Annotated in this window: 11 protein-coding genes; 5 read left to right on the top strand and 6 right to left on the bottom strand. The window is 67.1% G+C overall.

The features are described from left to right. Positions 1-131: 131 nt before the first annotated feature. Both ACSZL9_RS18160 and metG read right to left on the bottom strand, forming a co-directional pair. Positions 132-995, bottom strand: a complete 864-nt coding sequence (locus tag ACSZL9_RS18160; RefSeq protein ID WP_446666939.1) for a TatD family hydrolase — start codon at positions 993-995, stop codon at positions 132-134. A gap of 181 nt (positions 996-1,176) precedes the next feature. Then, positions 1,177-2,958 carry a methionine--tRNA ligase gene (gene metG, locus ACSZL9_RS18165; RefSeq protein WP_446666940.1) on the bottom strand — a complete coding sequence of 594 codons (1,782 nt, stop codon included), beginning with the start codon at positions 2,956-2,958 and terminating at the stop codon, positions 1,177-1,179. Between the two features lie 166 nt (positions 2,959-3,124). Here metG and ACSZL9_RS18170 point away from each other — a divergent pair, with 166 nt between their 5' ends. Both ACSZL9_RS18170 and ACSZL9_RS18175 read left to right on the top strand, forming a co-directional pair. Further along, a complete protein-coding gene (locus tag ACSZL9_RS18170; RefSeq protein ID WP_446666941.1) occupies positions 3,125-3,724 on the top strand; it encodes a DUF4126 domain-containing protein in 600 nt (199 codons plus the stop codon). Beyond that, the gene (locus tag ACSZL9_RS18175; RefSeq protein ID WP_446666942.1) at positions 3,705-4,070 is read left to right on the top strand and encodes a hypothetical protein; all 366 of its coding nucleotides are present in this window, start codon (positions 3,705-3,707) and stop codon (positions 4,068-4,070) included. The genes ACSZL9_RS18170 and ACSZL9_RS18175 overlap by 20 nt, the downstream gene beginning before the upstream one ends. A 15-nt stretch (positions 4,071-4,085) precedes the next feature. Here ACSZL9_RS18175 and ACSZL9_RS18180 read toward each other — a convergent pair whose 3' ends face one another. The 3 genes from ACSZL9_RS18180 to rsmI all read right to left on the bottom strand — a co-directional run bounded on the left by ACSZL9_RS18180 (position 4,086) and on the right by rsmI (position 8,071). Then, a complete protein-coding gene (locus ACSZL9_RS18180; protein WP_446666943.1) occupies positions 4,086-5,609 on the bottom strand; it encodes a M1 family metallopeptidase in 1,524 nt (507 codons plus the stop codon). Positions 5,610-5,730: 121 nt separating this feature from the next. Next, positions 5,731-7,266, bottom strand: coding sequence for a DUF2079 domain-containing protein (locus tag ACSZL9_RS18185; RefSeq protein WP_446666944.1), 1,536 nt, complete (start codon positions 7,264-7,266; stop codon positions 5,731-5,733). Next, positions 7,241-8,071, bottom strand: a complete 831-nt coding sequence (gene rsmI / locus ACSZL9_RS18190; protein ID WP_446666945.1) for a 16S rRNA (cytidine(1402)-2'-O)-methyltransferase — start codon at positions 8,069-8,071, stop codon at positions 7,241-7,243. Before rsmI ends, ACSZL9_RS18185 begins: the two co-directional genes overlap by 26 nt. A 134-nt stretch (positions 8,072-8,205) precedes the next feature. Here rsmI and ACSZL9_RS18195 point away from each other — a divergent pair, with 134 nt between their 5' ends. Then, complete coding sequence (locus tag ACSZL9_RS18195) at positions 8,206-9,870, top strand: dolichyl-phosphate-mannose--protein mannosyltransferase (protein ID WP_446666946.1); 1,665 nt, start codon at positions 8,206-8,208, stop codon at positions 9,868-9,870. Positions 9,871-9,883: 13 nt separating this feature from the next. Here the strand turns inward: ACSZL9_RS18195 and ACSZL9_RS18200 are convergent, their stop codons facing one another. Further along, positions 9,884-10,468: a hypothetical protein gene (locus ACSZL9_RS18200; protein ID WP_446666947.1), complete on the bottom strand. Its 585-nt coding sequence runs from the start codon at positions 10,466-10,468 to the stop codon at positions 9,884-9,886. A 163-nt stretch (positions 10,469-10,631) separates the two neighbouring features. Here ACSZL9_RS18200 and ACSZL9_RS18205 point away from each other — a divergent pair, with 163 nt between their 5' ends. Both ACSZL9_RS18205 and ACSZL9_RS18210 read left to right on the top strand, forming a co-directional pair. Beyond that, entirely contained in the window at positions 10,632-11,198 is a 567-nt protein-coding gene (locus ACSZL9_RS18205) for a TetR/AcrR family transcriptional regulator (RefSeq protein ID WP_446666948.1), read from the top strand. Positions 11,199-11,476: 278 nt separating this feature from the next. Next, positions 11,477-12,043 (top strand): hypothetical protein, encoded by a 567-nt coding sequence (locus ACSZL9_RS18210; protein WP_446666949.1) that lies wholly within the window; start codon positions 11,477-11,479, stop codon positions 12,041-12,043. Positions 12,044-12,089: the final 46 nt, after the last annotated feature.

The raw sequence follows: 12,089 nt of genomic DNA on the forward strand, positions 1-12,089 counted from the left end.
TCGTGCGCAGCCGTTCGGGAGTGCCTGCTCTCGGGGTGAACGTCCAATACCGTGACGCACAGAACCCGCAAAGGTCAAATTTTGATAACGATAGCCCGATCACACTTGCGTGTGACGCGGATCGCGTTTCGTCATACCGACCAGGCGCCGTAGACCCGCTCACTGTTGTCCGACAGGGCCTGACACAGCGTCGGCACGTCGACCGCGAGAACGTCCGCCATGGCCCGCACCGTGAGCGGGACGAGGTATGGCGAATTGGTCGCTCCCCGGTGCGGCGACGGCGTCAGGAACGGCGCGTCGGTCTCGACCAACAGCCGCTCCAACGGCACCACCGCGAGTGCGTCGCGCAGGCCGCGGGCGTTCTTGAAGGTGACCGTGCCGGAGAACGACAGGAAGTAGCCCTTGTCCACGCATGCGCGGGCAAGGTTGATGTCGCCCGAGAAGCAGTGCATGACGGTGCGTTCGGGCGCGCCTTCCTGCTCGAGGATGCGCATGACATCGTCGTGCGCATCACGGTCGTGGATCTGCAGCGCCTTGCCGGTACGCTTGGCCAGGTCGATGTGCCAGCGGAACGAATCCTGTTGCGCTGCAACGCCTTCCGGCCCGGTGCGGAAGTAGTCGAGGCCCGTCTCCCCGATCACCCGGATGCGGGGGTGATCGGCCAGCTGCTCGATCTCGTCCCACGCCGCGCGCAGCCCGCCGGCGTCAGCGAGCACCGCCGCCTCGTTGGGGTGTATGGCGACCCCGCCCAGCATCTGGGAATGCTGCTCGACCTGCCGCACGGTGAACCGCGCGCCCTCGAGGTCGCACCCGATCTGCACGAACCGGTCGACACCCACCGCGGTCGCCTTCGACAGCGCCTCGGTCACGTCGGGCGGCGGCTCGTCACCGCGGCTGATGTCCAGGTGGGTGTGGTTGTCCACCACCGGGATCGGCAACGGCTGCGGCGCCGACGGCGGGCCGTCGCTGCGGCCGCTCTGATGGCCCTTGCTCATCACAGTCCTTCGTCTTTCGCGTCGGTCGAGTAGGGCATCCCCACGTCGGTCGAGTAGGGCGAGCCGCTAGGCGAGCCCGTATCGAGACCACGCGAGCCACTCGGTCTCGATACACCTCCCCCGCTGCGCTCCTCCGGCACTCGACCAGCGTGCATCACGGCACTCGACGACGTGTAGTCGGTCAGTGTGTCCCGCCGAAGGGGTCGTCCGGGTCGATCTCGTCCAGCTTGGCGAAGATCGGCGTCGGCTTGGCCACCGGCGCACCGACCTGCACCGGGCGCGACTCCCAGCGCGGGGTCTGAGAGTAGTCACCGGTGATGATCGGGTAACTACGGCTGTCGTCGTCGAGGTCGCGCACCTGCTCCAGACGCGGCATCGGCATGAATTCGCCTGTCGCACCGAAGGTTCGGGCGATCGTGTTGGAGCTGTGCGGCAGGAACGGCGACATCATCGTGTTGAGGTCGGTGATCGACTGGGCCAGCGTGTGCAGCACGGTCTCGAGCCGCTCGCGCTGGTCCTCGCCCTTGAGCCGGAACGGCTCGGTGTCGGTGACGTATTTGTTCGCCATCCGCACCAGGCGCATCACCTCGGCGATCGCGGCCTTCTGCCGCTGCGCCTCCAGCAGCCCACCGACGGTGTCGAAGCCGCCACGCACCGCCGCGAGCAGCTCCTCGTCGACCGGCTCGAGCGCGGCCGGGGCCGGCACCTCGCCGAAGTTCTTGGCGATCATCGACGCCGTACGGTTGACCAGGTTGCCCCAGCCGGCGACCAACTCGTTGTTGTTGCGGGTGACGAACTCCGGCCAGGTGAAGTCGCTGTCCTGCGTCTCCGGCCCGGAGGCACAGATGAAGTAGCGCAGCGCGTCCGCGCCATACCGCGCGATCATGTCCTGCACGTAGATGACGTTGCCGCGTGAGGTGGAGAACTGCCCGCCCGCGTAGTTGAGGAAGCCGGACGCCACGACCTCGGTCGGCAGGTTGAGCTCGCCGTACTGCCCCGGCTCACCGCCCTTGTCTCCACGTCCTGCGTAGCCGAGCAACTCGGCCGGCCAGATCTGGGCGTGGAAGGTGATGTTGTCCTTGCCCTGGAAGTAATAGGTTTTCGCGGCCGGGTCGTTCCACCAGTCACGCCAGCGCTCCGGCTCACCGAGCCGTCGCGCCCACTCGATCGACGCCGACAGGTAGCCGATCACCGCGTCGAACCACACGTAGAAGCGCTTGCTGTCCCAGCCCTCGACCGGGATCGGGATGCCCCAGTCGATGTCGCGGGTCATCGCGCGCGGGTGCATGTCCTTGGCCAGGCCCTTGGCGAAGTTGATGACGCCCGGGCGCCAGGTGCCGGCCGTGTCGACCTCGTCCAGCCAGCGCTGCAGCGCATCGGCGAGCGCCGGCAGGTCCAGGAAGAAGTGCTGGGTCTCGACGAACTCCGGCACCTCGCCGTTGACCTTGGACCGCGGGTCGATCAGGTCGGCCGGGTCCAGCTGGTTGCCGCAGTTGTCGCACTGGTCGCCACGCGCCTCCTTGAATCCGCAGATGGGACAGGTGCCTTCGAGGTAGCGGTCGGGCAGCGTGCGGCCGGTCGACGGGCTGATCGCCGTCGTCGTGGTCTGCTCGATCATGTAGCCGTTGGCGCGGATCTGGGTGAAGAGGTTCTGCACGACCTGGTAGTGGTTGCGCGTGGTCGTGCGGGTGAACAGGTCGTAGGACAACCCCAGGTCGAGCAGGTCCTGGGTGATGACCGCGTTGTACTTGTCGACGATCTCCTCGACCGTCACGCCTTCCTGCTCGGCCAGGACCAGGATCGGGGTGCCGTGCTCGTCGGTGCCGCTGACCATCAGCACGTCGTGGCCCGCCATACGCATGTAGCGACTGAAAACATCTGCGGGGACGCCGAATCCGGCGACGTGACCAATGTGACGGGGCCCGTTGGTGTAGGGCCAGGCGAGCGCGGACAAAACCTTCATGATGCGCCATCCTATGTGGCGGGCGCTGCCGGTCTCGACTGAGTTCCTCCGCAGTCCCCGTGCAGTCCACGCGCAGGCCGTTTGCGCACCGGCCCCGGCGCTGACACGATCCTGCGCAGATCGAACAGCAGCCGTCTGCCCGGTCACGACGATGTGGAGGTGTGGGATGTTCGCTGTGCTCACCGGCGCCGGGTTGTCGGCGGCCGCAGGGCTGAACGCCTACATCCCGTTCCTCATCGTCGGACTGCTCGCCCGCTTCACCGACGTGATCAACCTGCCCGGCGGCTGGCAGTGGATCGAGTCCTGGTGGGCCATCGGCCTGGCCGCGCTGCTGCTGATCAGCGAGCTGGTGCTCGACAAGATCCCCGCCGTGGACAGCATCAACGACATGATGGGCTCGATCGTCCGCCCCGCGACCGGCGGACTAGTGGCGGCGGCGACACAGTCCGCGAGCGCACTGGACCACTCCTCGTTCCTGCAGGACCACGAGTGGATCGCATTCGTCGGCGGGCTGGTCGTCGCCGGAGTCGTGCACGCCGGCAAGGCGAGCGCGCGACCCGCGGTCAACCTGGGCACCGCCGGCTTCGGCGCCCCGATCGTGTCGACCGCCGAGGACGTCTCCTCGTTGGGGTTGTCCCTGATCGCGGTCTTCGTGCCGCTCCTCGTGATCGTCGCGCTGATCGTGCTCGGCTGGGCGCTGTGGAAGTGGTCGCGGCGGATGCGCTCCTTCGCGCGAAGGAGGCGAGATGCCGAGCACCCCGCCTGACCGTTCGACGTTCCTCGCCTCGTGGTGGGAGAAGGTCATCGCGGTGATCGTGCTCATCGCTGCCGGGCTGCTCCTGCTGCAGTGGTGGCAGGGCGACCAGCAAACCGGCCCCGAACGCCCCCGTATGGCGCCCGCGGCCGTCGTCACGGAAGGTCCGGTGCAGGACGGCGAGGCCGACCTGACGGTGCGCTACCGCATCGACGGCAAGACCCACAAACTCACCGAACCCGTTGACGCCCAGGCGTTTCGAGCCCAGGGCAAGGTCGCGTGGGTCTGCTACAAGCCGGGCGACGCGACCGATGCCGCCATCCGATTGCCGTGGGACCCGCTCTGCGGACAGCAGTGATCCACCGGAACCCGGTCAGGGCTGCTTCGCCAGTGGTGCCGGTGTCTTCTTCGCCGTCAGCCAGTGCTTGACGTAAGGTCCCGCCTTCGGTCCGAGCGCCTTGTCCAGGTAGCTGATGAAGTCGGCCCGGTCGGCGTTGCCGTATTTGTGCGCCGCGGGCCAGCCTTTCAACGCGGCGTTGAATCGCTTTGCGCCATACGCCTTTTCGAGGTTGTGCAGCATCAGCGCACCGGACAGGTAGACGGTGTTGCCGCCGAAGTTCTTCTTGTCATAGGCGCCGGGCGGGCCGTCGGAGTCCCGCATCAGCTGGTCCTGGTACTTCTGGATGTCGGCATACGTGCCCCAGGACTGCGGCTGGTGGATGTGCGCGATGTAGCGGTATTGCATGAAGAAGGTCAGGCTCTCGCTGAGCCACAGGTCCTTCCAATCGGTCGGTGTCACCGCATCACCGAACCAGGAGTGGAAGAGCTCGTGTGCATACTCCGACTGGTAGATCCCACCGCTTCGGAAAGCCAGCACGTTGTCGGTCATCGTCACCAGCGACTGCGTCTCCATCCCGGAATGGCCCGACACCAGCACAACACCCGCACTCGCGAACGGGTAGCGCCCGAGCTGCTTCTCGGCCCACGCGATCATCTTCGGGGTCTGCCGGACGATCGGCATCGGCGTTGCCGCGGACGGTTGATACCAGTAGTTCAGCGGCAGGCCGTGCGGGCCCTTCGCGGTCTCGTGCTTGTAGTCCCCGAACGCCATCGTCGTGAGGTATGACGCTGCCGGCCTGGCCAGGTGGAACCGCGTCGTGGTGTTCGTCCCCTTCGTTTTCGACGAGACGACTTGACCGTTGAACACACCTTGCTGACCGTCATGTGCGGTCAGCGTCGCGTCGTAGAACGCCTTGTCGGCCGGCTGGTCGTTCACGGGATACCAGGTGAACGCCCCGAACGGCTCCTGGAAGGTGTACGCCGCCCCCTTCGACGTCGTCTGGAAGCCGAGCCGTTGCAGATCCCCGCGCATCGAGGGTGCCGGCACGGGCGCCGGCGTGCCGGAGTAGTGGATCACCACGGTGTGTTGTGAATTCGGTTGCAGGCCAGCAGTTTTGAGCGTCAGGTGATTGCCCGACTGATTGCTGGCGGCTTTCGCGCCGTCGACGGTCGCTGCGCTGACCTGCAACGGTGCACCGAGGTCGAAGCGGATGGTGTCGCGTGCCGTGGTGACCCGCAGGGTGATCGTCGCGATGCCGGTCAGCTGCTTGCTCTTCGGCTGCCAGTCGAGCTGCAGGCCGTAGTGCAGGGTGTCGAGGTAGGGGACACCGTGCTGCGGGTAGTAGCTGTCCTTCACCGGGTGCGAGACAGCGGCTTTGTATTTCGCCGCAACCGGCGTCGGCGTTGCCGTCGATCCGGTAGGCGCAGGCTGCCTCGAAGTCGATGCAGAAGAGGATGCCGATGGGGATGCCGGTGCGGGGCTGCCGCCACCCGTGCAACCGGTCAGCAGGCACAGCGACGCCACCACGGCAGCCGTGACGGTGGGTGTGGTGCGCACGAGGTCCCCCTGCAGTCGTCCGATCGTTCTGCCTGTCGTTCACAGTGATGGACGCCGTGGCCCCCGGCAACCGTTACGGCGCAATCGTGATCGTCAGCAGTTCCCGGTCAGCAGCTTCCGGTCAACAGCTTGGTGTCACCTGTTGCCGGTGCGGCAGCCGCACCAGGGTGACGGTGCCGCGGCGCCATACCTGATCGGCGTCCTCGACCAGCTTGTCGCGCGCGCACTGCGGCACCTGATAGAGCCACTTCGGCTTGCTGGTGAACATCACGTAGTCGACCGACGGATGTTGGTCCGGGCGCAGCGAATAGGCGTCGTACGTCGGCACCAGATAGGCACCGACATCGGCCTGCGTGGCGACCCGCGCGTCCTTCGGCAAATGGTCCGCGGCCAGCGAGCGGATGTCGTGCACGACCGGTGCGGTGCGGAACATCGACGAAGGCGCCACTGCCCGGTCGGCCATCTCGGAGACCGCGAGCGCGAATCCGGCTACGATCGCGACGCCGACGGCGGCCTTCTCCCAGGTGCGCAGCGATCTCGTCGAGCCGGTCAAGGTGGTCGAGTAGCCCGAGCCGGTCAAGGTGGTCGAGTAGGCCGAGCCGCTAGGCGAGGGTGTATCGAGACCACCCGGTCTCGATACACCTCCGCCGCTGCGCTCCTCCGGCACTCGACCAACTTGATCGATGAAGGCGAGCAGGCCGATCGGCCAGAGAATGATGTCGTAGTGGAAGTCGAGCGCCCAGTAGTGGATGTTGGACGACACCGCGCGCCACAGCAGCGTCGGTATGACGAGCACGGTCAGCTTGGACCGCACGCCGATCACGAGGGCGAGCACGACATACATCAGCACCGGCAGCAGGCGCTGTGGGCTGAGGCTGTGGTCCTCGGGGACGGGCAGCTTGTTACTGCTGCCGATGCCGAAGTAGGCCAGGTAGCCGCTGCCGCTGCCGGGCTCGAAGGCCGCGAGCACCACCATCGCGACGATGACGCCAACCACTCCGAGGCCGGCGAGGGTCAACGGACGACGCCAGCCGTCGGCGCGATACATCCACCACCAGCACGCGCCCGCGGCGAAGACCGTCAGACCCATGTCCTCCTTGGTCAGCAGCAGCCAGACCGATGCCGCCACTGCCCACCCGAAGCGGTGCTGCAGCAGCGCAATACCGAGCACTGCCAGGCCGATTGCGGCATACGCGACCTCGTGCACGTCGAACATCGCGGTGGTCAGCACGGCCCGGGAGAAGATGCCGACAACGGCAACCAGCACCGCGACCTTCCAGCCGGCCCGACGCCGCGCGTAACCGACGATCACCCCGAGCGCTGCACCGAGCAGGACCGACTGGGTGATCAGCAGTGCCGGTGGCGTCGGCCAGATGCGCCAGACGACGCCCCAGGTTGCCAGCAGCGGGCTGAAGTGGTCACCGAGCAACGACAGGTCGCGGATGTGCGAGACCGGCCAGTGCCCCTTGGACCAGGCGTCGGCACCCTGCGCGAAGATCCCGAGGTCGTAGTCCGCGCCGTTGCCGGCGTTCCAGCGGCCGAGCGCGAGCACGGCGAAGAAGACGGCGGCCACGACTGCCGACACACCGCCGAACAGCCATGCAGGGCGCCGGGTTTCGGGCATCAGCAGATCAGCGGTCGGCGACGGCGGCGTCATACAAGGCCTTCTTGGACAGGCCGGTCTGCTCGGCGACCTCGGCGCACACGGTCTTCAGCCGCTCCCCCGCCGCCACCCGTGCCTGTATGTCGGGCAGCACGTCCTCGACCGAGGCGATGACGGCCGGTGCACCGCCGACCACGACGGTGATCTCGCCGCGTGCGCCGTCGAGGGCCCACTGCGCCAGCGACGTGAGGTCCTCACGGCGGACCTCCTCGTAGGTCTTGGTCAGCTCCCGGCACACGGCGGCGATCCGGTCTCCGCCGAAAGCCTCCGCCATCGCGTCCAGCATCTCGGCCAGCCGGTGCGGCGCCTCGAAGAAGACCATCGTGCGCTGCTCGGTGGCCAGTCCGGCCAGCCGTCGGGCCCGCTCGCCGGCCTTTCGCGGCAGGAAGCCCTCGAAACAGAAGCGGTCGGTCGGCAGTCCGGACACCGCGAGCGCCATCAGCACCGCGGACGGTCCCGGCACACAGGTGACCCGCACTCCGGCCTCGACACACGCGTTGGTCAGCCGGTAACCCGGGTCTGAGACGGACGGCATACCGGCGTCGGTGACCAGGACGACTCGTGCACCGGAGCGCAGACGGTCGAGCAGCTCCGGCGTGCGGGAGCGTTCGTTGTGCTCGTGGTAGCTGAGCACGCTGCCGCACGGTGTCACCTCGAGCTCATCCAGCAGCCGCCGCAATCGGCGGGTGTCCTCCGCGGCCACGACGTCCGCCCCGGCCAGCTCGCTCGCCAGCCGTGGCGCGGCATCCTGCGGGTCCCCGATGGGCGTCGCAGCCAGCACCAGCACACCGTCAGACATGCTGGGCAGTCTTGCACGCCGCCACCAAAGATCGTTGAGCCTGTCGAAACGCGGCCTGCACACCCCCGCGCGTAGCTTCCTCGGTTAACCTCACCTGGGCTCAAGACTTCGATCGACGGAAAGGGGGACACCGCGTGACGGTCACGTTGGCACGGCCGACCGACGACAGCACTGCCGGCGATCCCCTGGCCGACCGCCGCGCCGTGCTGCGCCGACGACTGCTCGGTGCCCCGCGCAGCGCCCAGGCGAAGCTGTGGGCGTTCCTCGGGCCCGCGAGCGTCACGGTCATCGGCGGCATCCTGCGCTTCTGGAATGTCGGCCGCCCGCACCAACTGGTCTTCGACGAGACGTATTACGTCAAAGAAGGCTGGTCGATGTTCCTCTACGGCTTCGAGCGCAAGCAGGACAAGTCGACCGGCATCACCAACAACCCCGACGGCCTGTTCACCATGGGCAACCCCCATGTGTTCGGCACGCAGGCCGACTTCGTCGTCCACCCACCGCTGGGCAAATGGTTCATCGGCATCGGCGAGAAGATCTTCGGGATCGAGTCCTCCTTCGGGTGGCGCGTGGCGGTGGCGCTGTTCGGGACGCTGGGCATCTACCTGGTGGGCCGCGCGGCCTGGCACCTCTTCCGGTCGCCCGTGCTGGCGACGCTCGCCTCGATCCTGCTGTGTTTCGAAGGCACCGAGTTCGTGATGTCCCGGACGTCGATCCTCGACATCATGGTGATGTTCTGGGCGCTGGCGGCGTTCACCGCGCTGCTGGCCGACCGCACCCGGACCCGGCGCATCCTGGCCGACAAGGTCGCCGCGATGCAGGTGGCCGGCACCTGGGACAAGAGATCGCTGTCCGGCCCCTGGCTGGGCTGGCGACCGTGGCGCTGGGTGGCCGGCCTGTGCATCGGCATCGACATCGGCACCAAGTGGTCCGGCCTCTACTTCCTGGCCGCGTTCGGCCTGATGACCTGCTTCTGGGACCTCGGCGCCCGGCGCGCGGTCGGCGTCCGCCGCTACTGGTCGGCGACGTTCGTCAAGGACGCCCTGCCGGCCTGCGTCAGCGTGCTGCTGCTCTCGCTCGGGGTCTACCTGGCAAGTTGGTTCGGCTGGTACGCCAGCGACGACGCCTACGACCGCCAGTGGGCGACCACCAACGCCGCAGACCAGGACTCCGGCTTCTCCCCCGACAGCTCGCTCTTCTCGTGGATGCCGGACTGGTTGCGGTCGCTCTGGGAATACAACACCCAGATGTTCAACTCGGCGCTGGACATCACCTCACCGCACCCCTACATGTCGAACCCGTGGTCGTGGTCGCTGCAGACCCGGCCGACGTCGTTCTTCTACGAGAGCCCGAAGAACGGCGACCCCGGCTGTCATGTGGAGCAGTGCAGCAAGGCGATCAGCTCGCTGGGCACCGTCAGCATCTGGTGGCTGGGCACGATCGCTCTCGCGGTGCTGATCTTCTACTGGCTGCTGCGTCGTGACTGGCGCGCCGGCGCGATCCTGGTCGGTGTCGCGGCCGGTTGGCTGCCGTGGTTCCAATACCAGGACCGCACGATCTTCACGTTCTACTCGGTCGCCTTCGCGCCATACATCGTGCTGGCGTGCGTCTTCGTCCTCGGCCTCGTGCTCGCCAGACCCGGCGCCGGCGAGCAACGGGTGATGATCGGCAAGGCGGTGGTCGGCGGGTTCACCATCCTGACCGTCGGCCTCTTCATCTTCTTCTGGCCGATCTGGACCGGGCAGGTCATCCCCTACAGCCACTGGCAGTGGCGCATGTGGCTGCCGAGCTGGGTCTGATCGCTGGGTCTGATCACTGCCCGCTCTGCCCGCTGCGGCGCAACCGGATCGCCGATAGCAGGAAGAAGATCCCGCCGAGTGCCGCGTATCCCGCGAGGCTCGACATCGAAGGATCGGACGCACCCGCCTGTATGGCGAAGCTCGCGCCTGCGAGCACCGAGATGCCACCACTGAGCATCATCGCCAGCTGACCACCCATCCGGCGCCGGCTGACGGCGACCACCAGTTGCACCGCGCCGGCCGTGATCGCCCATGCACCCCAGACGCGCAGGACCGCAGAGACCCCCGAGCCGGCCGCGATCGCCAGCCCGGCCGTGGCGGCGGCACTCAGCGCCATGTTGAGCCGCAGGGGACCACTACGCTGCGCGGCACCCGAGGACCGGTGGTCGACGATGGCGGCGCCCACGTCGAACAACGGGTAGACCAGCAGCAGGGCGACGCCGGCCGAGTTGAGAGTCGTGGCCGTCGCTGCGAACAGCCCGGCCCAGAGGACCGCGAAGCCGAAGCGGACGAAGTAGAGGTTGCGCAATGCGATGGTGCCGGGCCCGGGAACATCGATCCCGGTGTGGTTCGGCCGACTGCTGACAAAGCTGGACATCGGATTCTCTTCTTTCACTGGATGCGTATCGACCGAGCCGGGGCGGCGAGCGCTCCTAAATAGAACGATCGGTCTCCCAGAGTGTGGAGGACTCAGCCCGCCACTGTCAAGACCGATCGTTCTGTCTGCTAACCTGAGCGCCGGAAGAATGGAGGCAGAAGGTATGTCGGAAGCGCGCACACGACTGCTCGGCACGGCCAGCGAGCTCTTCTACGCCGAGGGACTACATTCGGTGGGAGTGGATCGGATCATCAGCGCCGCACCGGTCACCCGCGCCACGTTCTACCGGCACTTCCCGAGCAAGGACGACCTGGTGGTCGCCTATCTGACCCGGGCCGACGAAGCGATCCGCGCGCAGGTGGACGCCGTACGCACCGCCGGACCGACGCCGGACGACATCGTGCGGGACGTCGCCCGAACCATCACCGACGCCATCCGCAGCGACGGCTTCCGGGGCTGCGCGTTCCTCAACGCGGCGGCCGAGTATCCCGATCCGGACCATCCGGTTCACCGCGCGGTGCGCACGCACCGGGACTGGTTCCTGGCGACCGTCGCCGAGCTCTTCGCGGACGCCGAGGAGATCGATCCGGAGCCCGCGGCACGGCACTTCGTCATGCTGCGCGACGGCGCGATGGCGGCCGGATGTCTCACCGATCCGGAGCCGGTCTGCGACACGTTCCTGCGCGGCGTCGAGGGGCTGCTCAGCTACCGCACCCACCGGAACGGCTGATCAGCGCCGTCGGCCGTTGCGGGGCATCGACGGTCATCACATCGAGGTCGGAACGATCTTCGTGGACCTCTGACAAATCGCCCGGTGCCCGACCGCGGCGCACAGCGCTGCACCGCACGACGCCCCCGTCCCGGTGACCGCGTCGGGACGGATCTTACGGGACGGGCGTCGACTTCCTGTGGCAAGCCCGCATCGTGACGTGCGGGTTCACCGTTTGTGGAACGGCTTCGGGAACGTCCGGGCACACCGACGAGTGGTCGTGCTGAAAAGGTTGTGGCATGACAGCCCCTCATGCACAAGGACTGGCGATGCCAGTAGGGCGCCGGGTCGTCGTCACTGGTATTGCTGGGTCGGGCAAGAGCACGTTTGCTGTCGCCCTCGCCCGAAAGACCGGCTTGCCCGTCATCCACCTGGATCTTCACTTCTGGAAGCCAGGATGGGTTGAGCCTTCAGAGGACGAATGGCGCGCTGTTCAGCAGCATGTGCTCGCCGGGGACGCCTGGATTGCCGACGGTAACTACAGCGAAACGCTCGCGCTTCGTCTGAAGGGCGCCGACACGCTCGTAGTTCTTGACATGCCGTGGTGGCTTTGCGCTGGACGGTCTCTCCTCCGAGGCTTCCGAATGCCAGACGAGTTGCCAGAAGGCAGCACGTACACGCGGTGGCAGCGGCTACGAGATGAATCCAGGCTCGCCGTGCTCATTTGGCGCAACCGCCATTCAGCACCCGAGTCCGAAAGACAGATCATTGCCGAGCATGGTGAGCAGCTCGCTGTCCATGTGCTCACGTCGAAGCGGTCGGTCAAGGAGTTCCTCGATCACCTGATGACAACTGGCCAAGTCTGACCGCTCACTCCGCGATCCGCGCGTATCCCACCGAGGGATCGCTTAT

Source organism: Flexivirga sp. B27, assembly GCF_052905685.1.